General features: G+C 46.1%; 21 protein-coding genes. 4 read left to right on the top strand and 17 right to left on the bottom strand.

From position 1 onward, the window contains the following. Positions 1-167: 167 nt before the first annotated feature. The gene (locus tag B1728_RS03550; RefSeq protein ID WP_179135863.1) at positions 168-863 is read left to right on the top strand and encodes an SGNH/GDSL hydrolase family protein; all 696 of its coding nucleotides are present in this window, start codon (positions 168-170) and stop codon (positions 861-863) included. A 128-nt stretch (positions 864-991) separates the two neighbouring features. Here the strand turns inward: B1728_RS03550 and B1728_RS03545 are convergent, their stop codons facing one another. The 3 genes from B1728_RS03545 to cysD all read right to left on the bottom strand — a co-directional run bounded on the left by B1728_RS03545 (position 992) and on the right by cysD (position 4639). Further along, complete coding sequence (locus B1728_RS03545; RefSeq protein WP_079908771.1) at positions 992-1807, bottom strand: tetratricopeptide repeat protein; 816 nt, start codon at positions 1805-1807, stop codon at positions 992-994. 185 nt (positions 1808-1992) lie between these two features. Next, positions 1993-3816, bottom strand: a complete 1824-nt coding sequence (locus B1728_RS03540) for a GTP-binding protein (RefSeq protein WP_306293501.1) — start codon at positions 3814-3816, stop codon at positions 1993-1995. Beyond that, positions 3704-4639: a sulfate adenylyltransferase subunit CysD gene (cysD, locus tag B1728_RS03535; RefSeq protein WP_079908769.1), complete on the bottom strand. Its 936-nt coding sequence runs from the start codon at positions 4637-4639 to the stop codon at positions 3704-3706. The genes B1728_RS03540 and cysD overlap by 113 nt, the downstream gene beginning before the upstream one ends. A gap of 458 nt (positions 4640-5097) precedes the next feature. On the opposite strand from cysD, the gene B1728_RS03530 reads away from it, so the two are divergent. Continuing rightward, entirely contained in the window at positions 5098-6012 is a 915-nt protein-coding gene (locus B1728_RS03530) for a helix-turn-helix transcriptional regulator (protein WP_079908768.1), read from the top strand. A 119-nt stretch (positions 6013-6131) separates the two neighbouring features. On the opposite strand, the gene B1728_RS03525 is transcribed toward B1728_RS03530, so the two are convergent. The 4 genes from B1728_RS03525 to B1728_RS03510 all read right to left on the bottom strand — a co-directional run bounded on the left by B1728_RS03525 (position 6132) and on the right by B1728_RS03510 (position 11291). Further along, entirely contained in the window at positions 6132-8096 is a 1965-nt protein-coding gene (locus B1728_RS03525; protein ID WP_079908767.1) for a glycoside hydrolase family 127 protein, read from the bottom strand. Positions 8097-8128: 32 nt separating this feature from the next. Next, entirely contained in the window at positions 8129-8989 is an 861-nt protein-coding gene (locus tag B1728_RS03520) for a carbohydrate ABC transporter permease (RefSeq protein WP_144027740.1), read from the bottom strand. Continuing rightward, positions 8986-9909: a carbohydrate ABC transporter permease gene (locus B1728_RS03515; protein ID WP_079908765.1), complete on the bottom strand. Its 924-nt coding sequence runs from the start codon at positions 9907-9909 to the stop codon at positions 8986-8988. The genes B1728_RS03520 and B1728_RS03515 overlap by 4 nt, the downstream gene beginning before the upstream one ends. Positions 9910-9986: 77 nt before the next feature. Next, positions 9987-11291 carry an extracellular solute-binding protein gene (locus tag B1728_RS03510; RefSeq protein WP_144027739.1) on the bottom strand — a complete coding sequence of 435 codons (1305 nt, stop codon included), beginning with the start codon at positions 11289-11291 and terminating at the stop codon, positions 9987-9989. 317 nt (positions 11292-11608) lie between these two features. On the opposite strand from B1728_RS03510, the gene B1728_RS03505 reads away from it, so the two are divergent. Next, entirely contained in the window at positions 11609-12124 is a 516-nt protein-coding gene (locus B1728_RS03505; RefSeq protein WP_079908763.1) for a PadR family transcriptional regulator, read from the top strand. Positions 12125-12334: 210 nt separating this feature from the next. After that, positions 12335-12700, top strand: coding sequence for an HsmA family protein (locus B1728_RS03500; protein ID WP_079908980.1), 366 nt, complete (start codon positions 12335-12337; stop codon positions 12698-12700). Positions 12701-12918: 218 nt separating this feature from the next. Here B1728_RS03500 and fumC read toward each other — a convergent pair whose 3' ends face one another. From fumC to B1728_RS36100, 10 genes are all read right to left on the bottom strand, one after another. Beyond that, positions 12919-14307, bottom strand: coding sequence for a class II fumarate hydratase (fumC, locus tag B1728_RS03495; RefSeq protein WP_079908762.1), 1389 nt, complete (start codon positions 14305-14307; stop codon positions 12919-12921). 153 nt (positions 14308-14460) lie between these two features. Then, a complete protein-coding gene (locus B1728_RS03490; RefSeq protein ID WP_079908761.1) occupies positions 14461-15600 on the bottom strand; it encodes a M20 family metallopeptidase in 1140 nt (379 codons plus the stop codon). Between the two features lie 6 nt (positions 15601-15606). Further along, positions 15607-17103 carry an alkaline phosphatase family protein gene (locus B1728_RS03485; protein ID WP_079908760.1) on the bottom strand — a complete coding sequence of 499 codons (1497 nt, stop codon included), beginning with the start codon at positions 17101-17103 and terminating at the stop codon, positions 15607-15609. 49 nt (positions 17104-17152) lie between these two features. Continuing rightward, complete coding sequence (locus B1728_RS03480) at positions 17153-18469, bottom strand: ABC transporter substrate-binding protein (RefSeq protein WP_256865211.1); 1317 nt, start codon at positions 18467-18469, stop codon at positions 17153-17155. Between the two features lie 24 nt (positions 18470-18493). Then, entirely contained in the window at positions 18494-19318 is an 825-nt protein-coding gene (locus tag B1728_RS03475) for a carbohydrate ABC transporter permease (RefSeq protein WP_079908758.1), read from the bottom strand. Continuing rightward, positions 19315-20100: a carbohydrate ABC transporter permease gene (locus B1728_RS03470; RefSeq protein WP_256865210.1), complete on the bottom strand. Its 786-nt coding sequence runs from the start codon at positions 20098-20100 to the stop codon at positions 19315-19317. The genes B1728_RS03475 and B1728_RS03470 overlap by 4 nt, the downstream gene beginning before the upstream one ends. 189 nt (positions 20101-20289) lie before the next feature. Beyond that, positions 20290-21153: a phosphoenolpyruvate mutase gene (gene aepX / locus B1728_RS03465; RefSeq protein ID WP_079908756.1), complete on the bottom strand. Its 864-nt coding sequence runs from the start codon at positions 21151-21153 to the stop codon at positions 20290-20292. Further along, positions 21150-22367 (bottom strand): pyridoxal phosphate-dependent aminotransferase, encoded by a 1218-nt coding sequence (locus tag B1728_RS03460; protein WP_079908755.1) that lies wholly within the window; start codon positions 22365-22367, stop codon positions 21150-21152. Before B1728_RS03460 ends, aepX begins: the two co-directional genes overlap by 4 nt. A 181-nt stretch (positions 22368-22548) precedes the next feature. Further along, entirely contained in the window at positions 22549-23337 is a 789-nt protein-coding gene (locus B1728_RS03455) for a DeoR/GlpR family DNA-binding transcription regulator (protein ID WP_079908754.1), read from the bottom strand. A 216-nt stretch (positions 23338-23553) separates the two neighbouring features. Next, the gene (locus B1728_RS36100) at positions 23554-23712 is read right to left on the bottom strand and encodes a hypothetical protein (protein ID WP_179135862.1); all 159 of its coding nucleotides are present in this window, start codon (positions 23710-23712) and stop codon (positions 23554-23556) included. Positions 23713-23813: the final 101 nt, after the last annotated feature.

Genomic DNA, 23813 nt, shown 5'->3' with positions numbered 1-23813 from the left:
TGATGGTACTTTCCGATTGATAACACACTCATATTCTTTTCCTCCAGCGCTGCAAGCTCATTATTTTTCGTGCATATCAACGACAAAGGGAGTTATAATTGAGGAGATTTAATAATCAATGATCAGAGAAGGCTAAAATGGATTCTCGAAACGAACGGAGCGAAAATATGATTAACGTACAGTTGTGGAAAAATCAGCCGGAGACTTCTTACCGTATTATTGCGTTTGGCTCCAGCAATACTGAGCTGACATGGTCGAGCGAAGGCCGACACAATTGGGTGGATTGGCTCGGGATTAATCTGAGGGCACATATTGGAAAACATGTTTGCATAATCAATCAAGGAATTGGCGGGGACACAAGCTCCGATCTGCTGCGGCGGCTGGACCGGGACGTTCTGTCTTTTCTGCCTGCAGCCGTCATCATTACGGTCGGCGGGAACGATGCTGCGAAAGGCGGGTCAGTCGAACAGTATATCGACAATGTACGTCAAATCTGTTCGAGACTGCGGGAATTGAAATCCGAACCGGTGCTCCATTCGTATTATTGCCCGCTGTATCACCTTCATCCTGAGGGATTTGAGCAAATCTTCAAGGATATTGTGGAAGCCAACCGGCTGCTGTCCAGGGAGATGAACCTGACCCATCTCGACACATACAGTCGTTTCGAGCCCTTCTACCTCCACGAGCCCGAGGAATACACAAGGCTGATGCGCGACCCGCTGCATGTTAATCATTTAGGAAATCTCCTTATGGGCATGCACGTTTCTGAGGAACTCAAGCTTCCCAAGCTGCAGTTCCCCCTAGACATTAAGGGTGAGGCTGAAATGTTGTGGGAGCGAATGAACCGATGGTATGGGAGATGAGCGTAGAAAGTCGCTCCATTCGTATCCCTCCCTCCCATTTGGTTGATGCATCTTTTTGAAGTAACGTGATCGGGCTTTTCCGACTTCGTCGTCATCCAACTCCCAATAAAAGAACATACCGAGCATCGCTATTCTTCCACATTCATCTCTTTGGCTGCTTCAGCAATTTCACTGCGTGTGACGGTTGTCAGGAAGGACAGATCCTTGCTGAGCGCCTGCTTCATCTGTTCAGCAGCCTCCTCGTTCTTCCCGAGCTTTTTAAGGGTCAACGCATAGTAATAGTACGGCTCGGCGCGTTTCGGCGATTTGGACATCAGTTTCTCGAACAGTGCCTCTGCCTCTGTCATTTGGCCAAGCATGTAATAGTTCAATGCGCAGTTGTCCAGAATCGTCTTATCGTCGCTGTTGAATTCATACGCTGCGAGATTGAATTCCAGCGATTCTCTCAGGTCGCCGTGCATCAGCTTGAAATAGCCCAGATTGCCGTAGATTAGCGTGTTTTTGTATTGCTCGAACACGTCTTCCAGTTCTTTGACGGCTTCGTCCCGCTTCCCTTGCAGCCAGTATGCGGTAGCCAGATTGCAGGAAGCCTGCATCTTGATCTCGTGATTGCCGGTGCGGCCAAGCAGCTTCTGCAGCACGGCTTCCGCCTGCACCGACTCACCTGTCCTCATCAGCATATAGGCGTATCCGATCTGATGGTTCTCCGGACACGGCTTGCTGTTATATGCCTTCCGGTACCAGGCAAGCGCCTGCTCGAACTGGTCGGCTGCGAACGCCGAGCTGCCTCGAATGGCATAGTAGCTTGATCTGGAGACATACACCATAGCCCCGGCTAGTACGATAACGAGTCCCCACCCGAGCAGCGTATGTAAGCGAAATGCTATAATCATAATCAGTATAAGTGCGGCGACGGCAAGCGCCACTTTGATGAGCAGCTTCATTGAATCATCCCCTTTTTTCGCTCTAGTACTATAATAGCCGGAAGTGAAGAATTAGCCAAATGGAGTCTGGAAAAGTATAGGATTCTTTTGCCCCATGCTGCGAATATAAAAAAAAGGATGCCCACATCACTATTAACGAGGATGTAGGCATAATGAAAAGATTTTATCGCCGCGCGATTGCGCTGCTAATTGATTAAGTATTTCATCATTTGTTTCGCTACAACATTCGCAGCTTCTTCGATTGAATACTTGCTTGTATCGATTTCAATTACCGGGTTCCCGGTGGCATCATTTGTGCTCGAGCTTCCTGCAAGCGGTTCGTTTACATATACTTCTATATAATCTTTTCCAAGGATGTCCCGCGCAATTTCCCGGTCGTTGTCGTATGGGGAATCAATCGATACCAATGCAATAAGTCCTGCATCATTCATCCACTTTGCGACTTCCACCATTCGCCGCGCTGATTCTCCCTGGCCATTCTCAAGTAACATGGTATGGTAGCCTGCCGATACCAACCGTTTTTCTACTTCCTTCGCAAGGGGTGATTTATCCGAAACCGAACCGGTGAACCAGAGGGTTAATGGTTTCTGTCCTTTTTGTTGTGCACGAACCTCTCTGGTGATTTCCGTATCTAACTTGACCAATCTATCGGAGCTTTGAAGGGCTTGATCAATAACGCCGCAAGCGGATGTCATATTGGTTACGCGATCGATCAGAATAAATCCGCCAATGCTTTTGTACTGCTCAAAGGAATCAAACACAATGTTATCCGATAAGGAAAACTCGCATTTTGCCAGTTCATTTTTGACAATACGATCTGCCGGAACTGTATTTCCAGTATTAACATCGATTTTATGCAGAATTGCTGTCAAGGTGCCTGGCAGGACTTTCGTTCCTACTTTGACCAAATAATTTTTACCTGGTGTCAGTACGGAATCATCCATCCAAAGAATTGTGGCACTGAAACTATCAGCCTCTTTTATATGACTGTCTTTGGTGAACACACAGCCCCGCGAAACGTCGACCTCGCGATCCAATTGAATGGTTACAGGTTGTCCAGCATAGGCTGAGTCTCTGTCCTGGTCTGTCACTAGGATGCGTTTGACTTTCGCCTTTTCGCGGCTAGGTAAAGTCGTCAGCTCATCGCCTACCGCGATGCTGCCTGCCTCAATCTGGCCTTGGAAACCGCGAAACGTGTGGTCTGGCCGGCATACACGCTGAATTGGCATCATAAAGTGTTTCGCTTCATCCGTGTTATGAACATCCACATTTTCTAAGTACGACAATAAAGGAAGGCCTTCATACCAAGGTGTATTTTGCGATTTTTTTGTAATATTATCCCCTTCTGTAGCAGAAACAGGGATCACCTGTATGCTTTGAAGGTTGAATTCAGCGGTCGTTTGGAAGAAATCTTCTTTGATCTCCGCAAACTTGGTTTGATCAAAATCCACTAAATCCATTTTGTTCACAGCTAATACCAGATGCTTAATTCCCATGAGTGAACAAATCCGTGCATGGCGTTTGGTTTGGGTAATGACCCCTTTTGTTGCGTCCACAAGAATGACTGCGAGATCGGCAAAGGATGCGCCTACTGCCATATTACGTGTATATTCTTCATGTCCCGGTGTATCCGCTACAATGAAGGAACGATGATCTGTCGTAAAATACCGATAGGCCACATCAATCGTTATCCCTTGTTCGCGCTCTGCCAGTAACCCATCAAGAAGCAGGGAATAGTCAATTTTTCCACCGCGACTGCCAAGCCTGCTGTCCAGCTCTAATGCTCTTTCTTGATCGGCGAACAAGAGCTTAGCATCATAAAGCATATGTCCAATTAAAGTGGACTTTCCGTCATCTACACTTCCGCATGTAATAAATTTAAGTAGACTTTTCATTTTAGAAATAGCCCTCCCGTTTCCGTCTTTCCATACTTCCAGCCGCTTCTTGGTCAATAACCCGAGTTGTCCGTTCGGATGAAACTGCACCAAGTGTTTCTTCGATGATGGCATCTAGCGTATCCGCCTCAGACTCGGCTCCGCCAGTAAGAGGATAGCAGCCTAATGTGCGAAACCGCATCTTCTTCATTTCAATTTTTTCATGGGGTTCGAGTTTCAATCGGTCATCGTCGACCATGATGAGATGTCCATCACGCTGGAGGACCGGTCTTTCTTTTGCAAAATAGAGAGGCACAATATCAATGTTTTCTCTGCGAATGTATTGCCAGATGTCTTTTTCCGTCCAGTTGGATATTGGGAAGACGCGGATGCTTTCGCCTTTATTAATTCTTGTGTTGAACAGCTTCCACATTTCCGGCCGCTGGTTTTTCGGATCCCATGCATGGTTCTTATTCCGGAACGAAAAAATCCGCTCCTTCGCACGCGACTTTTCCTCGTCACGTCTTCCACCGCCGAACGCAGCCGTAAATCCGTACTTGTCCAATCCCTGTTTTAATGCTTGGGTTTTCATAATGTCGGTATACGCGGAACCATGATCAAATGGGTTGATCCCTTGATTAATACCTTCCTGATTCGAATGAACAATCATTTCGATCCCAAATTCTTTAGCTTTGCGATCGCGGAATTCGATCATTTCTTTAAATTTCCACGTTGTATCAATATGCATGAAAGGAAATGGCGGTTTCTCGGGGTAAAAAGCTTTCAGCGCCAAATGCAGCATCACGGAACTATCCTTCCCGATCGAATACAGCATCACGGGATTCTCACATTCCGCCGCTACTTCTCGTATAATATAAATCGCTTCAGCTTCGAGCTGATCCAAATGCGTCATTTCTTGCGTGGAATCAAGTTGATCCAGCTGCGTCAGTTTTTGCATGGAAAGGAGCCTCCTATTAATCCCTACTAAGTTTATAGTATTTGTTTATATTCTATCAGATTCTTACTTTTATGCAAAGTGGTAGAATCTAAAATTCTCAGTAATTCTATTATTTTGCGTCGAATACTATAGTATTTTTTTGGAACATAACGCCCCCTTAACACAATAATCACTGTGTGTGACGGTAAAACCTGCTGCGTTGCGCGCAAATAACAGCGGTTCTTGTATGCTGCGGGAGTCGAACCTCTGTTCATTTATCCATGCGAAAATGAAGTCCAAAACCCTAATTCAGTAAAACAAAGAGTAAACTTCATTTAAGAATGATAAAAAGCAGTTCCACAAAATGAATCTGCAGAATCAGTTCATAATTGCTGAACCGATGCTTTATTTTGGAAAGCGAATCAAGTATGATTATCGTAACAGCTGCTGTCCAAATATTTATTCTTTGAGGGATGTCTATGAAGCCGCAAATATTACATTTCATTGCCCCTCCGATCCCTTATTTTCTGGATTTCGGAAGCGCTTTCTACAAAAAGGGAGAACGGCATATTAGCAGAACTAACATCGGAGCCTTCGATTTAATCGTAGTTAAGAAAGGATCTCTTTTCATAGGAGAGGACACGCATACTTGGCAGATCCAACAACACGATGCCCTTATTCTTAGACCGGACTTGCACCACTACGGGAGCGCCCCTTGCGAGCATGAAACGGAGATCATTTGGATTCATTTTTATACGCATGGTGCCTGGGAAGAATATGAGGATATGAACGCATGTCTGGAAAATCAAGCTTCCCTCATAGAGAACCATAAGCAGAGCGCTTTTTTGAATCATGCCGAAGTAAACTCGATCTTTATCCCGAAATATGTAAAGTTAACGCAGAAGGCACTGGGCAGCATCGAATATTTTTTTCAGCTGGAGCATGAATCGCGTTCGATCCGCAACTGGAGAAAGCAAAACGCCTTCCAGTTGTTTATGCAGCATATTAGCCGGGAATTGATCGCAACGACGGATATGACGGCTTTCCATTTGGCCGAAAAGGTCGAACTATTCATCCGTCAAAACTACACTCAAAAAATTTCCAATGCCATGCTGCAGGAGCATTTGAACTATCATCCCAACTACTTGGCCAAATGCATGCTAAAAGTGTTCGGTATGACACCGAATGATTATTTGCTTCAATATCGCATCGAGCAAGCCAAGAAGCTATTAATTCAAACAAACTGGTCGATGGCAAGGATCGCAGAAGAAAGCGGATTCCAGCATGCCTCCTATTTTTCCTCCTGCTTTTCGAATAAAGAAGGTATCTCTCCGCTAAACTTCCGCAAAAATTTCACCGGCCAACCTGTGCCGGGGCGCCCTATGCACGACTAAACCGACCCTTACGATAAAAAAACTCCCCTGTTCTGAAGGGAGTTTTTATCTTTCAACTTCGACACTAGGTGCTTGAAATTTCCGGGCGGGCATCTAAAGCTCATCTTAAGCAAGGACACTTAGCCTTCCTTCACCCAGACACGCATCTCCCCTGCTCCGCGGTTGCCCCAAGCATAATACGGGATGAAGGTGGATTGAACAGGGTGCAGCTTCCACTGCGCATCGTTGAAATACAAATGATCCTTTTCTGCTGGGACCTCGATGCGCTTTGCCGGGGCCATAATTTTATACACCCCTCCAAGCAAATTCGAATCGTACTCTACTTTGTAAGTATTGTCTCCCTGCAGCTGAAATAAGTGAAGCTCCTTCCCGTTATCTGCTTCTTCTATGCAATAGATGAACGGTCCCCGCTGAAGAGCGATTTGTCCGGCGGTTTGCCGGATGAGCGGATGCCCTTTTACCCTCCGGACCGTCATGTCAAACTGCAAGTCGATTGTATCGCCGTTTTGCCAATCTCTTGTGATGAATCCATAGCCGTCCCTTATCATGTCAGGTTCATAACGTACACCGTTTACCCGATAATCCATCCGGTCGGACCATTCCGGCAGTCTAAATGCCAGGGTAAAAGCGGCGGACGTCTTCTCTGTCTGCACCCGGAACCGGACACAGCCATCTGTAGTGTAATCGGAGCTTTGGACGACGGTTACGTGCTGTTCCCCAAGAACGACGTTGGCCTCGCTTCCAATATAGAGATGAGTATATAAAATCGTATCCCTCTGAGAATATACATAATGATTTAAAGATGCAATCAATCTGGCAATATTCGGAGGGCAGCAGGAACAGCCGAACCATGGCTGCCGCTGTAATTTGACATGGGCGTACTTTGGGTTAATCTGAATAGCTTTGGGATACACTTCGAGCGGATTGACATAGAAGAAATGCTTGCCGTCTCTCGCCATCCCGCTTAGAACCGCGTTGTATAAGGCCCGTTCGAGCACATCGGCATACTCGCTTCTAGGCTCCAAATCCAGCATTCGCTTCGCAAAAAAGATAAGACCGATGGAAGCGCACGTCTCCCCATAGATCGTATCGTTCGGCAGATCGTAATCTATCGTAAAAGACTCCCCATAAGCCATGGCGCCGATAGCCCCGGTAATATACATCTGCTTCCTGACCATATTGGACCACAGCTTGCGGCACGCTTCAATCAAGCCTTCATCTTGAGTGACTGCCGCAACATGGGCCATCCCTGTGCACATATATACGGCACGAACGGCATGACCTACGGCTGTGTCCTGCTGGCGGACGGGCAGGTGCGCCTGACTGTATTTCAAATCGTGGACGATATCCAGCTCGGGAAAATGCACCTTCTTCCCCCGCTTCACAAATTCCTGACCATAGAAGCCGGGCTGCTTCCCGCGTTCGTCAAGGAAAAACTGGCTAAGACGCAAATACCGCATTTCCCCTGTCGCTTCATACAGTTTCATAAGGGCAAGCTCAATTTCCTGATGTCCGTCATAACCTTGCAGCTTCCCAGGCTCGCTTCCGAATACCGTATCTATGTAATCCGCGTACCGGCAGCATATATCCAGCAGCTTGCGCTTGCCTGTACTTTGGTAATACGCAACACCCGCTTCAAACAAATGGCCCGCACAGTAAAGCTCATGGCACTCCGCCAGATTCGTCCAGCGGCCGTCCGGTTCCTTCAATGTAAAATACGTATTCAAATAGCCATCAGGCCGCTGCGCTTTCTCAAGCAGCTCGATGACATCATCCGCTACCTGCTCCAATTCCATGTCAGGCTCTGCCTGTAACATAAACCCGACAGCCTCAAGCCATTTGTATACATCGCTGTCCTGAAAGACCATGCCGCCGAATTCCCCGTGCTCTTCACCCGCGGCGATCCGGAAATTCCGTATGGCGTGACTTGGTTCGGCGCCCTTAATCAAATCGTTCAATGCATCCCATTGGTAGGGAAGCACGATGTTTTTGACAAGCTGAATATAGGGGGACCAGAAAGGGTCTGCGATTCGTACGTGTAATGAAATTGAACCGCTCTCGATTATCGGCTTTTGGTTCGTCATATGCAAGCACCACTCTCATCTTCTTATTTTCTCTATCCCTTAACCCCGCCAACGGTAAGCCCCTCAATAAAGAAGCGCTGGAAGAACACAAATAAAATGAATATCGGCACAATAGACAGCACAGCTCCGGCAATTAAAACATCATAGTTATCGCTGAGTGGAGACAGGAACGTAGCCAGCCCAATAGGCAAAGTAAACTGATCGGTCGTACGCAAAACAATGATCGGCCACAAGAAATTGTTCCAGCTAGCCAGCGCCTGCAGAATTGCCATGGAGGCATAGGCAGGTACCAATAGTGGCATCATAATCCGAAAAAATACGCCACCTTCGGAACAGCCGTCCATCCGCGCAGCATCCATGAACTCTTTGGGCAGACTTAAAGCAAACTGGCGGAAGAAAAATATCGGCAGCGGAGCAACCGCAAAAGGTAAAATAATACCCCAGATCGTGTTGATCAGCCGAAGGGCAATCATTTCCTTGTATAAAGGAAGAATAATGATTTCTACTGGAACCATCATAGTTAGCAGCACAAGGGAAAACACTAAATTTCTGCCAACAAACTTATACATGGCTAAACCGTATCCGACCAAAGAGGATAACAATAGACTGATGACAGTGAACAAGACCGTAATGACGATACTGTTCTTATACCAAGTAAAATAATGGCGTGCTGCGCCCTTAGCCTCGAAAATCGCCTGATAGTTTTTGAAGCTCATCAACGAGAAATCCCACCGGACATTCAGCCCATAGCGGAAAAATTCGGTCGCCGGCTTCATGGAACCGAGCAGCAGTGCATAGAGCGGGAACAGTGCCATGATGGATAAAATAACAAACAGGAGCGCGAGAATCGCACGGGGCACGATCCGGGTCCGTTTCGATTCCATACCGGTCATTCCTCCTTCCGAAACAAGCCAAAACAGAGTAGTTGAATCAGATTGATGAGCATGGTAATAACCAACAGGGCTATCCCAATCGCAGCACCGTAACCGAGATTAAAGTACTGAAACCCTTGCTGGTAAATATATCCGACGATAGTGAGTCCGATATTTTGGGGTGAAGGCTTCCCGGCCCACAGCATATAGCTCTCGGTAAACATCGCGAACCCGCCATAAATGCTGATCGTTAGAACGTAAATGGTGATCGGTCTTAGCATGGGAACGGTAATACGAAAAAACTTTGCACCTATCCCCGCCCCGTCGATCTCGGCAGACTCATACAAATCCCGCGGTATGCTTTGCAGTGCGGATAAATAGTAGAGAATATTAATGCCCATCCATCGCCAGGAAGCCAACACAACCATAGCGAACATGGCCGAATGCTGATGCAGCAGCCATTTTTGGCTGGGCAGTCCGAATACATGCAGCACGGAGTTCATCAACGATCCATCCAGCTCGCCGAAGATAAGCCGGAAAATAGCCCCGGCCACGACAACCGAAGTCAATGCAGGTATGAACAAAGCCGAACGGAAGACGTTGCGTCCCGGCAGCCACTTCGAGTTCAGGAACACTGCGAGCACCATGGGAATCGGAATTAGTACAAGAATAGTCCAAAAGGTATAGCTGACGTTGTTAAGGATCGCTTTGAAAAAATCGGGATTCCACAGCTTGATGTAATTATCGAAGCCGATAAAAGTCTCTTCCCCTGACTCAATATGCTGGAAGCTCATGATGAAAGAGCTGACTATCGGGTACGCGAAAAAAAGCAAAAAAGATAGGATAAATGGCGATATAAACAAGTACGGTGCCCAACGAACCGTTTTCGTTCTCTTCTTGCGGACCGCATGCACCTTGGCTATTCCATTTTCACTGAGCATGTTTCAACCCCTTCACCCGCATCCATCCTGTACGCTGGCATAGACTAATTTAGCTATGCCAGCGACAGGCATACCGACTATTTTTTTCTTAGTTCGTCCCCTACGGCTTTTAATACCTGAGCGGGATCTTTCTTTTCCAGGAAAATCTGCGGCATCGCTTTATTGCGAATGGCGTCAAATACCAGCGGCTCATTATCGGTGATGTTAACTGGCACGATCTCATTTTTCACTTTCAATAACGTATCGAATATATCGTTGCCGAAGTAGTCCGTGAATTTGTTCGATTGTTTCATTGCCGGGTCCGTCCAGGCTGCCGTGACGATAGGATCGAATCCAAGCTGCTTCCAAATTTGAATCCCGCTTTCCTTAGTCAGCTTAGAATAGGCAAGGAATTTTTTTGCCAGTTCCACATGCTTGGATTGATCGGTAATGGAGGTCGCAGTGCCTCCCATGCCTGCGGATCGATTCCCGCCCGGCTCCCATGCAGGCATCGGACGAATGATCATTTTCCCTTTCAAATCCGGCATTTTATCGGTAAAACGTCCCATGAACCAGAACGGCATAAATACCGATGCAGCACCGCCTCTGTTCATATAGCCAAAATATTCTTCTGTATCATGACCGGCACCGGGCGCTACTGCCGCTACCTTCTCATTAACAAGCTTTTGGAAAAATTGCATCGTCTTAATATTAACCTCATTATCGATCGTCACGTTGCCCTGTGCGTCGACTTGATCCGATTTCTGCTGCGAAATCGCCGGCCACCAGGACCAGTTACCATTTCCCTCAAAAGTAATGATCGGCTTGCCTGTTTTTTCAAGAACCTGTTTGCCTGCTGCTTCCAAATCACTCCATAGCTTGATAGTGTCCGGATTCACACCGGCCTTATCTAAAATCTCCTTATTGTAATAAATCACGGTAGCCCCTACATGATAATCGATTCCATAATATTTGCTGTTCTTGCTGTAAATATCAACGCGTGATTTCTCGATGTCAGGTAATGCCGGAGTCACGATATCGTCGAGCGGAACCAGATTCGTTTGTCCCCGAACAAAATTCGGAAATTTGCTTTGCTCGATATCGACCAGATCGGGCGCCCCCGTCTTGGTCTGCAGAGCAATGAGCAGCTTGGAATGCATATCATCATACGGGATGGTCGTCGCTTCCAATTGAATCTGCTCATCCGGGTGCGATTGGTTCCAGCTCTGCGCCATACTCTCCCAATATTTCTGATGCAGGTCGACGAACGTCCAGAACGTTAGCTTCGTTGGCGCTCCCGGTTTTGCAGTGTTGTCGGGCTTGCTGGTACAAGCGCTTAGCACAGCCGAAGTAGCTAAGGCAAAGGCCAACGCAATAAACAGAGTTCTTTTCAAAGTTCTCATCCCCCATTATGTTGTATTGATGAAAGCGCTACAAATGAATTATAGCTAAATATGGAAATCTTGACGACAAAGGATCTCAACCAATTTTTTAAAAATATCAACCTTGTGGAAACCACCATATCGTCGAATACAAGCTGCCGGCGGGTAAAAAAAGCTGCCCATCGAGGTCTGTATGAACCTGCATGAGCAGCTTTCGTCGTCCTATTAAGGTATTATAAATATTTCATAATGGTGGAATATTCCACGAAACTTTATTAAATAATGAAATTGCTGTAATATATAATAAAACAAATTGGATAGAGCAGAAGGGGAAGTCTATGGATGAAAGAACACTGCTGCTGCTTGGAATATTGAAGTCTCAAAGTCTGCATGGTTATCAAATTAATGAATTTATCGATAAAAATTTGAGCCGGATTACCTCCATGAAAAAAGCTACAGCTTACTCCATTTTGGACAAGCTGAACACTGCAGGCTTTATCAGCGTACGCGAGGACCAGGAAGGAAATCGCCCGCCAAGAAAAGTATACTCCATTACTCCTGCCGGGGAAGAGGAATTTTACTTACTACTTCGTGGGAACCTGTCCGAGCAGGATACTACTTCTTTCAAAGGTGATATTGGACTTATGTTTATGGACCATCTGTCCAAGGAAGAAGCGATCGATTGTCTCTTGTTACGTTTGAATGGTTTGACTGAACAGATCGAAGAATTGCAGCAAACACCTAAACATAATTTCTCAAGAGGGATTGATTTATCTATCGAACATCATCTTGTATGCAAACAGGCTGAGAGGGACTGGTTGAAATCTGTAATTGAAAAATTAAAAAATGAATAAATTTCGATCGGTACAATTATTTTTATAGGGCTTTGCGCAGCAGCGCAGAGCCCTTTTTATATAGGTTCTAACCTGTATATTTCAAAGCAAATTGGTAAATAGTCACAAACGGAATAGTCAGGATTGACTATTCGAAAATCGGGGTATATAATCAACGTGTATTAGTCGTAATTGACTATTCAACCACAAACTAATCAGGAGGAAATTATGTTGCTATTTTTTGCGGTTTTGTTTATAAACTTGGCGTTGGTTGCTTATACTATCGGTGTTTGGGCTGAAAAAATTTCGGGGCGACTGAAACCGAAGCATCTTGCTTTCTTCTTTTCCGGTTTATTGTTTGATGGAATTGGCACTGGTTTTATGGGGCAGCTGAATCCAAACAAAGAGATTAATTTGCATGGTATTACCGGCATGGTCGCCCTATTATTGATGCTAATTCATGCAATATGGGCAGCAATTGTATTATGGAGGAAGAAGGAAAAGCAAATTGGTCAATTCCATACATTTAGCTTGGTGGTTTGGGGATTGTGGTTAGTACCTTACTTGATTGGAGTTGGATTAAGTATTTTTAAGTAAGCCATGATGCTTAAAGCGTTTGCCTTCGAACGCCACATGGCCTTCATCAACCTGATTGCCGAGATATCGCTAAATATAAGCCGAGTCGGAGCTTAAGTTGCTCCTGAACTCGGCATTTTTTCGTACCTTTACACTTATGACGGTACATAACCCGCTTCTTTGCCATCCTGAGGCACTCGATGACCATCGAACAGAGCATCCTTAATCTCTTCCTCCGATTACTTCTGCGGGCTCACCATATGCTCCGGGCGGACGAATTGGTCAAACTGTTCCGCAGACAAAAATCCGCTTTGAATCGCCGCTTCCTTCAAGGTAAGATGCTCCTTGTGAGCCAACTTGGCGATAATAGCCGCTTTCTCGTACCCGATATGAGGATTTAATGCAGTGACGAGCATTAACGACTCCTGCAGGTACCGGTTAATCACTTCCCGGTTCGGCTCAATACCTACTGCACAATGATCGTTGAACGACACCATAACGTCCGCCAGCAGGCAGGTTGATTGCAGAAAGTTATGGATCAGCACCGGCTTGAACACATTCAACTCGAAATTGCCCTGGCTTGCCGCGAAGCCTATCACCGCATCGTTACCCATGACCTGGCAGGCAACCATCGTCATGGCCTCGCTCTGGGTCGGATTCACTTTACCAGGCATGATGGAGCTTCCAGGCTCGTTTTCAGGAATCACCAGCTCTCCAATGCCGCACCGCGGCCCGCTCGCGAGCCATCGAACGTCATTAGCGATTTTCATCAAATCAGCCGCCAATGCTTTCAACGCTCCATGTACGAACACAAGCTGGTCATGGCTTGTCAAAGCATGGAACTTGTTAGCTGCAGATAAGAACGTTATGCCGGTATCCTTGCTGATCGCCTCGGCTACCTTGTCGCAGAATTTCGGGTGGGCGTTCAAGCCTGTACCGACTGCCGTGCCGCCGATCGCGAGCTCCTTCATCGTATCCACGCTGCTTGTGATCATCTGCTCCGTCTTCTCCAGCATAGCCCACCATCCGCTGATTTCCTGCCCCAAGGTTAACGGAGTTGCATCCTGGAGATGGGTGCGGCCAATTTTGATGATGTCAGCGAACTGCTCCATTTTGGAGCGCATAGTTCCCTTCAGCTTCGCAAGCGCCGGTAGCAAATGATTCTCTACAGCAAGAACTCCCGCGATATGCATTGCCGTAGGAAACGCGTCGTTAGAGCTTTGTGAACGGTTTACGTCGTCGTTCGGGTGCACCTTTTTATCGATTCCCTGGCCTTCAAGAAGCTGATTGGCGCGATGTGCAATCACTTCATTCACATTCATATTGGACTGCGTGCCGCTACCGGTCTGCCATACGACCAGCGGAAATTCATCGTCCCATTGTCCCGCTAATATTTCCTCGGCAGCAGCCTGGATAGCCACTGCTTTGTCCGGATCCAGCTTACCCAAATCCTTGTTGGCCTGTGCAGCTGATTTTTTCAGTATGGCAAAAGCCCTGATAATCTCCATCGGCATCCGCTCCGAACCGATTCTGAAATTTTCGATGCTGCGCTGGGTTTGCGCTCCCCACAGCCTGTCGGCCGGCACTTGAATTTCGCCCATTGTATCATACTCTATTCTGTATTTCATAAGTACAGCATCTCCTTTTCTGCCTGATATTTTACCGAATACCACCTTTGAACAACATCGGGTTGGCTGCATCCGTAGGAACTTAGGATCAGGTCGTTTCGCTTGACTCAAAGAAGGCGGGGCACTCCCTACTTGGCCTGATAAGGAAATGGTTTATTCACGACTTAATCGTTTCACTATATTAGCGAGCAGCCTTGTTTTTGGCACCAAGCTTTCGATAACCAAAAATTCGTCCGCAGTATGCGCATTTCCACCACGTGGACCTAAGGCATCAATCGTTGCAATCCCTACGGCCGCAGTCAGATTACCGTCCGACCCTGACCCTATTCTCTTATCGGTTAACGACTCTCCCAATTGTATCGCTTCTTCTTGAACGATACTCAATAAATGCTCGGAATTCGCACTTTTGATCATCGGTAGTCTTGTAATACCGCCTTGCAAGACTGATGTTGTTCCTTCAATCATTGTAGTCGAGCAAATGCGTTTGATTTTGCGCTCCAGCTCCATAGCCTGTTCCGGTGTCTCCATTCGTACATCAATCGAAGCCTTGGCATGTGCAGCAATCGTGTTGCTGGTTGTTCCCCCGCTAATCACCCCGACATTGACATGTACGCCCGCATTTGGATCGGTCAATGCATGAAGTTGAACAATTTTATACGCGATTTCACCAATTGCGCTTCGCCCTTTTTCCGGTTCTTCTCCGGAATGCGCCGCCTTCCCAGTTACAAGCAATTCAAATTTACCACCACCGCGCCTACCGGTTATAAGCTTCCCTGTCATATCGCTCGGTTCAACGATCAAAGCATACTTAACGCCTGCCGCCTCCCGCTCAATCAGATTCCTTGAATAAATCGAACCGTGCTCTTCGTCCGAATTCAGAATGATTTTGATCTGCTTGAAACTCTCGTCCCCTGCTTCGATCAAAGATTGTATCGCAAACAGCATCATGACCAAGCTGGCCTTCATGTCATATACACCGGGTCCGTAAGCAAAAAATTCATCGCGCGAAAAAGGCCGGCTTTGCGTTGTACCTACAGGAAATACGGTGTCCAAATGTCCAATCATCAAAATATTTGGATGTTGCGCCTCGGGATGAACGATGATCAAATGATCACCTCGTTCCGACTGCCGGTCAACACTAACTTGAAATCCCAGAGCCTGATATGCAGAAGCCAGCACATTCCCTACCCGATCCACACCCGCTTTATAAAACGTCCCGCTATCGATATTAACAAGCTTCTCCAGCAGCTTGAGCATATCCGCTTCCTTAGCTTCCCAACATTTTGTTGGCATCGCGCCTCATCCTTTCTTTTCCGCTTTTCTTGTATTTTCACAAAAACAATCGATGAGATAATTCGATCCATTCACATCCGCGATCCGAATTCCTTTTGTTCGTTCCGAATCCGCATAGAGGTCCTCATGCTTAACAGTATCGTGCCGCACCGCCTGCTCCTCGCAGCCTTGCAAACCTTCATATAAAACTCTTCCTGAAAAGCCGCTTTCTCCAGTAACTCCAATCAAGTGCAAAACCGTTGGCGCAATGTCAATAATGCCCGCCGGAATATGCGTTACATAGCCCTTTTTAAAGCTGGGGCCGATTCCCATGCAAAACGGCTGCATATCTTCATTTCGGATAGAGCCATGGTACGATTTATTCTCCGTTTTGGCGTTTAAGTAATGAACAACTCCTTGAACGCCATCCTGATTCGCTTCATCGGTCCATGTTGGAACAACGGCTAACAGAGGGGCTCTGTCGTGAGTAATGCTTCCGAGCACCGCGCTTAAAGGCAGCGCATGATTCAATTGCTGATGAAGCGGTTCTTTCGCCAGCAGCATACCGCACCAGGTTTGGGCAGATAGCCAGTCAGCGAGCGCCTGCAATTCCTCTACCTGATTTTCGTCCCCGTAGATAAAAGCATCCACTGCAACGAAATTCAGTTCTCTGTTCAATTCCCTCCGGGCTTGATCCAAATAATGTTCCAGGCTGCCTATCATGTTTGCTGTCGAATGCCCGTGATCGCTGATGAGCAATATATCCAATTCATCCTCCATGCCAAGTCGTGAGATAGCTTCCAAAATCTCGGACAGACATTGGTCCACAAGCCTCTGGGCTTGCTTGGTCTCTTGCGATGCGATGCCGAAATAATGCTGCGTATCGTCCGGTTCAGGAAGCCACAGCACCATAACGGTATTCTTTTCATCAGGCAATTGCTGTTCAATGAGCGTCCGAGTCGCCCATAAAGTGCGTTCCTTCTTTCGGATCGAGGCATCCGATTCGGCAGCGGCTGCGCCTCGATCGGCATGCAACCGGCTAAGCTCCAATATCCCGTAGTCGGTAGAAGGATTCATGACATGCTGCGGATGATTAAAATTCCAAATCAACGAAGCACCGGGCGAGCTTCCAGCCGAAACTGTCAACCGCAAATCCGCTTGAGCTAATCGGTCCCCTAACGTCGGCCGCAAGAGCAACGCTTCCCCTGTTCGTTTCTGAAATTGGAATAATTCTCGATGGTCTCCTGTTTGGAGCAGTCCGTCTTCCGAAAAACCAGGAGCATACATAAGATTGTTCATCAGTCCATGCTCTCCCGGATAGCATCCTGTAGTTAAAGAGGCCATGCATACCCGTGTAAGAGACGGATATACGGAATAAAAAGATTTGAATACCGTCCCGCTTTTCATTAACTGGCAATACGTAGGCATCGTATCGGCTTTAACCTGATCCGGCCTTAATCCGTCCGTTCCGATAATGAGTACCCGCCGTCCCGAAGGACTCTTCTTTTCAGCTGTTTTTCCCATGGATTTCATTCCTTTTTGTTTTATAGTCATCCGTTTTTTTCGCTATGCTTTATTTCTTCATGATCGCACGTATCTGGGCGGCAGCTTCCTTCATCGATTCTTGGGCCGGAACATTTTGTGCATAGGTTTTACCGATTGCCTTTTGGATTTCTGCTTCGATTTTATCGAAGTCAGGTACGACCGGGAGCGCCTTTCCGTAGGGAAGCTCATCGACAGCGGTTTTAAAGAATGGATTTTGTTCATAAAACTTCACCATTTCAGGCGCTGTAACGGCAGATTTTCGAATCGGCATGTATCCGGTGTGTTGGGTGAAATAAATGGTTTGCTGTTTATCGGTAAGAAACTTGATGAACTTCCAGGCCGCGTCTTGCTTTTCCTTAGGGGCCTTCGCTACAATAGCGAGATTTCCCCCGGAAGACGTAGTTACGGCATACTCTTTAAATTTTGGCACGAAACCGACGCCAAGGTTAAATTTGATACTTTTTTGAATCTCACTCAAGTCGGCTGTCGAGGCCACCAGGAAAGCCACCTTGCCATTTTTAAAATTGACGAGTTCCTGCCCGCTGTCGGTAGTCGTCCCGCCCGTAGGCTGCATCATCGTTTTTGTCTCATAGATCATGTTCCGGTACATCTCCAAACCTTGAACCGCCGGCGCTTGGTCGAGCACAACCTCCTTTTGATCCGGGCTGAAAAGATCACCGCCATTGGACCACATCAACGAGTAGTAGTAGAGGGGCGGCAAATAGGTTGAGAAGCCGAATCGTTCTGTTTTCCCATCCTTAACGACGGTCGCTTTCTTCGCAGCAGCCACCAATTCGTCCCATGTGGACACCGGATGCTCCGGATCAAGCCCGATCTCCTTCACGATATCTTTGTTGTAATACAAGATCGATGTACTCCGATTGAATGGAAGGGTGTAGGTCTTTCCATCGATTAAGGTGTTCTTTACAAAGCTGTCCACAAAATCACCGTAATCAAACTTCGAATCGTTTTGAATATAAGAGTCAAGCGGCAGCAGTGCTTTATTGTAAGCAAAGGTTGGCCAGAATCTTGCGTTCAACTGAATAACATCCGGTACAGCATTGCCCACAATGGCCGTCAATAGCTTCTTGCCTATATTATTCGTAGTCTCCTGAAACACCGCATTGACCTTTACTTCATTCTGCGATTGATTAAATTGTTCAACCAAACTCTTCGTGGCTTCCCCGATCACCCCGCCATTACCATACCAAAACTCAATTTGCACCGGGTTCCCCTGCTTGTTCTGTGATGAGGAGGAAGCTTCTTGTCCGCAGCCTGCAAGTACCGTAACCAAACATGACGTCGCGAGAACACTACTAATGAATTTACGTTTCAATGGTTTCACCTCGTTATTTTAATAGCCTGTCTCTTACTTTAAGCCCGTAGTGGCCACGCCTTTGACAATAAACTTCTGCATGGAAATGAACAGTACGGCCAATGGCGCGATAATGACTGTAGCAACGGCCATGACCAGATTCCACTGCGTTCCTCCTTCTGTAATAAATCGCGTCAGTCCTAACTGAACCGTTCGCAAATTTTCATTATTGGTCACAATAAGCGGCCAGAACAATTCATTGTAACTCTTGATAAAGCACAACAATATATACGTCACAACGGCGGCTCCCGACAAAGGGAGCATGAGATGGCGCATGATTCTGGCGTGTCCGCAGCCATCGAGAATGGCGGCTTCCTCCAACTCCTTCGGTACTTGCATAAAGGCTTGCCGCAGCATAAATATGCCAAAGGCGCTCACGCTGAATGGCGCGATCAAGCCCGCATACGTATCCACCCAGCCTAATTGTTTGATCGTCAAGAAATTAGGGATAAACGTAATTTGGTTCGGGATCATCATGGTAGCCAGAACCGAGAGAAAAAGAATGCCGCTTCCTTTGAACCGTAGTCTGGCAAAAGCATAAGCCGCCGGGATGATCAGAAGCAGTTGCACTATGATAATGACGCTTGCTGTAAACAGGCTGTTGAATAGATACCGAAGCAGCGGAGCCGACTTCCATATTTCTACGTAGTTTTCCAAACGGAATACTTCCGGGATCAAGGTCGGCGGAAACACGTACACCTGGTCAAAGCTCTTTAATGAAGTGCTCAACAACCAAACAAAAGGAAATAGCATAATGAATGAAAAAAGACTCAAAAAGGCGTATCCGAACCATCGAAATACAAATTGTTGCCATCTCATTGATAGTGCACCCACCTTTTGGAAACCTTCATCTGGATAAATGTAATGAGCAGAAGGATAACAAAAAGTGCTGTCGCAGCTGCGGAAGCATAGCCGATATCAAAAAAATCGAAGGCATGCTGGTAAATGTAATAAATCATCATATTTGTGCTTTCAGCAGGCCCGCCTCGCGTCATCGAATACAGAAGATCAAAATCCTCAAAAGCGCCGATTAATGCGACAATAAGAACAAAAAAGATATATGGAGAGAGCAATGGCATTGTAATATGTTTAAACAACTGCAGCTTTCCTGCTCCATCCATCTTGGCCGCTTCATACAGCGATTCTGCTATGTTCTGCTTGCCGGCAAGCAGCACCACCATGTAGTAGCCAACCACCTTCCATACTTTCGTGATGATTAGTGCAACCATTGCCCACCCCGGCTTTGCCAGCCAGGGGGCAGGAGGAATGGAGAATAAACCGAGCGCCCAGTTGATAAGACCGAAATCCTGGCTGTACATCCATACCCATAGGGTTCCAATAGCTGCCATGGGTGTAATGTAGGGTAAAAATACGACCGAACGAAACAACCTGACGCCCCGCAGTTTTTCGTCCAGTACAACAGCAAGTACAGTAGCCAGTAAGACTGTAAAGCCGACCGAGAAGACACCAAATATAAACGTGTTTCCAACGACCTTCCAAAATTCGGACGAGGTAAGCATCTTCGTATAATTGCCTGCGAAAATCCAATTAAAATCAGGGGCAATCAGATTCCAATCCGTCAGGCTTAGAAAAAATGTCATACACATCGGATAAAGATGAAATATAAAAAGTAGAACAATAGCTGGAAAAACTAATAAATAAGCAGTTAAGTTCGCATACGCCCATTTGACTATACTTTTATTGCGTTTCACCGATGGCTCGCTCAAACCCCTCTGCCTTCCCAAAACCCTATGATTATCCATATGCACTCCTTTGTATCCATTGATGACTCACAGAATTCGAATAATATTTGGAATTGGCTCGCATTCGGATTCCACTTCGTAAGCTCTTCCTTGCTGCAGGATAGTATGGGCTACCCGGTTCATCGATAGATAAGCGCTGCGCAGCAGATGATTGGCATAAATGACGATATTCACTCCCGCTGACTCCAACTCCGTCTCCGTCACACTTGAAAATGTGCTGGGTACTACAACGACAGTGATATCCTTGAACTGCAGTTTGAATTCCCGCAGAAAAGCAAAGATTTCATCGGGCTGTTCCTTTTTGCTATGGATTAATATCCCGTCCGCCCCCGCTTGCACATACGCTTCGGCCCGCTGCAAAGCATCCGGCAGGCCTTTGTTCAAAATCAAACTTTCAATACGCGCTATCACCATAAAGTCCGAATGAACTTGTGCTTGCTTGCATGCTCTAATTTTGCTTTGAAAATGAGTAATGCTGTCTTGTTGTTGATCGGCCTCCGTTCCGAACAAAGAATTTTTCTTCAAACCAATCTTATCTTCGAGAATGATGGCTGAGACGCCCCATCTTTCCAAGGTCTTGATATGAAATACCAGATGTTCAATTTGACCGCCGGTGTCCCCATCGAGAATAATAGGTTTTGTAGATATTTCCTGAATTTGATGCAAAGTTTCGAGTCGGGAGGTAAAATCAACAAGTTCGATGTCCGGTTTACCTTTAGCAGTGGAATCGCATAAACTGCTTAACCACATGCCATCGTAAGCCTTGGTTTGTCCATTCTCGAGTGTAGCCATCGCCCGATCTACAATTAATCCCGTCAATCCGTTATGCGCCTCTAAAAATCGGAGCAATCGTCCCTCTTGTAACAATGAACGTAGCGATGATGGATTCATTTCGGATCCTCCTCTCCCATTACCAATTGAGACAACGCCGCCTTAATCAATGTAACTGCCTCTTGCAATTGCGTCATAGATGTGGCGTATGAAAGCCGAATAAAACGGGGAGCCTGAAACATTTCCCCTGGCGTCACAACGACGCCGGCTTGATCTAACAAGTATTCGGCAAAGTCCTTGCTATTGGCGATCGTCCCCTTCTCATAAACAGAACCAAAATACCGGGACACATCAACCATCAAGTAAAATGCGCCTCTTGCATTGGGACACGTCAATCCTCGAATCGATCGAATTTCACGAATCAGATATTTCCTCCGTTCATCAAAAGACTTTGTCATTTCCTTTACCGAGTCACCTTCATCTATCAGTGCAGCAATCGCTGCATATTGACCGATCGAACTTGGATTGGAGGTCGTATAGCTTTGAATGATTGTCATTGCACGAATCACAGGCAGTGGGCCGCAGGCGTAACCGATTCGCCAGCCTGTCATGGAGAACGCCTTGGATAACCCGTTTATCGTAATCGTCAGCGATTTAATTTCCTCACTTAAAGATGCGATCGAAGGAACTTTATCGCCGTAGATTAAATGTTCATAGATTTCATCCGCGATAATGTAGAGATGATGACGAACGGCGATCATGCCAATGGCATACAACGTTTCTCGATTAAGCACCGTTCCGGTCGGATTGTTGGGATTTGTGAGCAAAATAGCTCGCGTCTTGGAAGTTACTTTACTTTCCAGTCGCTCCACGCTTAGTCCGAAATCTTGTTCCGGGTCGGTTTCAACAAACACGGGAGCCGCCCCTGCATGCGCGATCATTTCCGGGTAGCTACCCCAGCAAGGAATCGGCAGAAGAACCTCGTCCCCCTCGTTGCATATCGAGAGCAACGCATTGGCCACTGCCTGTTTGGCCCCAGTGGTGATTATCACTTCCTCCGGGGCATAACTAAGACCGTTGTCCCGCTTGAGTTTTTCACAGACTGCTTGCCGAACTTCATATGTACCCTGCACCGGGGTATATTTCGTTACGCCTTTAATTATTGCTTCTATACCTGCATGAGCGATATGGACCGGTGTGGAAAAATCTGGTTCGCCCACGTTAAGAGCTATGAGCTTGCGTCCCGATCTGCGGAGCGCTTCAACTTTATCCCTTAATTCCGCTCCGATGTAAGGATTTAACGCACTGACACGATGACTAAGTTGGTATTTCAACGTTGTTGCCCCTTTCGTTTCATGTTGTTTTTACAAATAAATCTTATCATACAAATGTAATACAAGCGTAAAAACAACGTAAATATATTGTAAATTATATAAAAACAAATATATTACAAAATAAAAACAACACGCCATTTGTTTCCAAACGACGTGTTGTTTTATCTCAAATCACTTGAATTTAGGTAGAAACCCATTTTAATGTGGATAATTCGATGTATGATTTCCATTCTTCAGGCAAATCCGTATCCGTAATAATGATGTCCACTTCATGTAAATTTGCTACTTTATATAGATGTTTGACTCCTATTTTAGATGCATCCGCTACCAGCACCTTCTTTTGGCTTTGTGCCAACAAAATTTTCATCATTACTGCGCTCTCACTTTGAAACGTACTGATATTTTCTGGAGTAAAGCCTCCACAAGAAAAAAAAGCTTTATTTACAGTAATGTCCCTTAACATGTCTTGAGCGAGTACACCCGACATCCCCATCGAAGAAACTTGAAGCTCCCCGCCAATCTGAATCACTCGCCCGTCAAACTCTCCATTTCGTTTATATTGAGCAAATTCAAAAATGATCGGAACGGAATTGCTGACTACCGTAAGCTCCTTCTTGTCTCTTAAGAATGATGGCATTTGGGCGATGGTGCTCCCTGCCTGGAGAAATATAATATCGTTGTCCTCCACCCATTTGGCTGCCTCGGCCGCCAGTTTTCTTTTGACCTCCAGATTAAGCGACTCCCGATCGTTATATGCCCATTCCAGCTTTTGATGGCTCGTTTTGATCGCACCGCCAAATATTTTTTTTAATTTATTCTGACTCTCCAGCTTGTCCATGTCTCGACGAATGGTCTCAGTTGTCACGCCGAATTTCTCAGCAAGCTCTTTTACATAGACTTTGTCGTGCTCCTCTAGTTCCTTTAAGATCTCTTTCCTTCTTTTCTCCACATCACTATAGGAAGAATGCATCCTTACCCTCCACACTTTGTATGTCATTCCATTACATTTATCTTAATCGAATCACACCAAAGAATCCACGGGGAATAACATCATTTACAATTTAATTACAACGTAATATCGTTCATTTCATAAATTCACTTGGAACTTACAACATAAAAACCACATAAAAGGTTCTTCATATGTAGTACCTCAACACTGAACTTTCCTTTTGGGCCATAATCGTATTTAGACACTTAGTAACCAGTCTCCCTTTGCAACCAGTTGTACCTTACCGCCAATCTGGATATCATAGGTCCCATTTGTTAATTTGGCGGCAATATTCACATTTGACTGATTTCCCTGATATTTTTCTTCAGCAAAAACGTCTACAATATAAAAATCCATGCTTTCCCTCACGTTCCATGTGTTCCCCTTAAGGCCAAAGGTGAACATCAGCTTTTTGGAATATTATATGAAACCTTTGTAATTTTTCTCCATATGATTGT

Origin of the sequence: Paenibacillus sp. 32352 (genome assembly GCF_002042965.1) — a bacterium.
Classification (GTDB): Bacteria; Bacillota; Bacilli; order Paenibacillales; family NBRC-103111; genus Paenibacillus_S; species Paenibacillus_S vulneris.
Note: the sequence above shows the minus strand (reverse complement) of the source record. Positions and strands in the feature narration are given on the sequence as shown.

Excerpts from the sequence above, each read along its gene's own strand:
- B1728_RS03550 (WP_179135863.1), top strand. The coding sequence starts at position 168 with ATGATTAACGTACAGTTGTGGAAAAATCAGCCGGAGACTTCTTACCGT.
- B1728_RS03545 (WP_079908771.1), bottom strand. The coding sequence starts at position 1,807 with ATGAAGCTGCTCATCAAAGTGGCGCTTGCCGTCGCCGCACTTATACTG.
- B1728_RS03540 (WP_306293501.1), bottom strand. The coding sequence starts at position 3,816 with ATGCCATCATCGAAGAAACACTTGGTGCAGTTTCATCCGAACGGACAA.
- cysD (WP_079908769.1), bottom strand. The coding sequence starts at position 4,639 with ATGCAAAAACTGACGCAGCTGGATCAACTTGATTCCACGCAAGAAATG.
- B1728_RS03530 (WP_079908768.1), top strand. The coding sequence starts at position 5,098 with ATGAAGCCGCAAATATTACATTTCATTGCCCCTCCGATCCCTTATTTT.
- B1728_RS03525 (WP_079908767.1), bottom strand. The coding sequence starts at position 8,096 with ATGACGAACCAAAAGCCGATAATCGAGAGCGGTTCAATTTCATTACAC.
- B1728_RS03520 (WP_144027740.1), bottom strand. The coding sequence starts at position 8,989 with ATGACCGGTATGGAATCGAAACGGACCCGGATCGTGCCCCGTGCGATT.
- B1728_RS03515 (WP_079908765.1), bottom strand. The coding sequence starts at position 9,909 with ATGCTCAGTGAAAATGGAATAGCCAAGGTGCATGCGGTCCGCAAGAAG.
- B1728_RS03510 (WP_144027739.1), bottom strand. The coding sequence starts at position 11,291 with ATGAGAACTTTGAAAAGAACTCTGTTTATTGCGTTGGCCTTTGCCTTA.
- B1728_RS03505 (WP_079908763.1), top strand. The coding sequence starts at position 11,609 with ATGGATGAAAGAACACTGCTGCTGCTTGGAATATTGAAGTCTCAAAGT.
- fumC (WP_079908762.1), bottom strand. The coding sequence starts at position 14,307 with ATGAAATACAGAATAGAGTATGATACAATGGGCGAAATTCAAGTGCCG.
- B1728_RS03490 (WP_079908761.1), bottom strand. The coding sequence starts at position 15,600 with ATGCCAACAAAATGTTGGGAAGCTAAGGAAGCGGATATGCTCAAGCTG.
- B1728_RS03485 (WP_079908760.1), bottom strand. The coding sequence starts at position 17,103 with ATGGGAAAAACAGCTGAAAAGAAGAGTCCTTCGGGACGGCGGGTACTC.
- B1728_RS03475 (WP_079908758.1), bottom strand. The coding sequence starts at position 19,318 with ATGAGATGGCAACAATTTGTATTTCGATGGTTCGGATACGCCTTTTTG.
- B1728_RS03470 (WP_256865210.1), bottom strand. The coding sequence starts at position 20,100 with ATGACATTTTTTCTAAGCCTGACGGATTGGAATCTGATTGCCCCTGAT.
- aepX (WP_079908756.1), bottom strand. The coding sequence starts at position 21,153 with ATGAATCCATCATCGCTACGTTCATTGTTACAAGAGGGACGATTGCTC.
- B1728_RS03455 (WP_079908754.1), bottom strand. The coding sequence starts at position 23,337 with ATGCATTCTTCCTATAGTGATGTGGAGAAAAGAAGGAAAGAGATCTTA.
- B1728_RS36100 (WP_179135862.1), bottom strand. The coding sequence starts at position 23,712 with ATGGATTTTTATATTGTAGACGTTTTTGCTGAAGAAAAATATCAGGGA.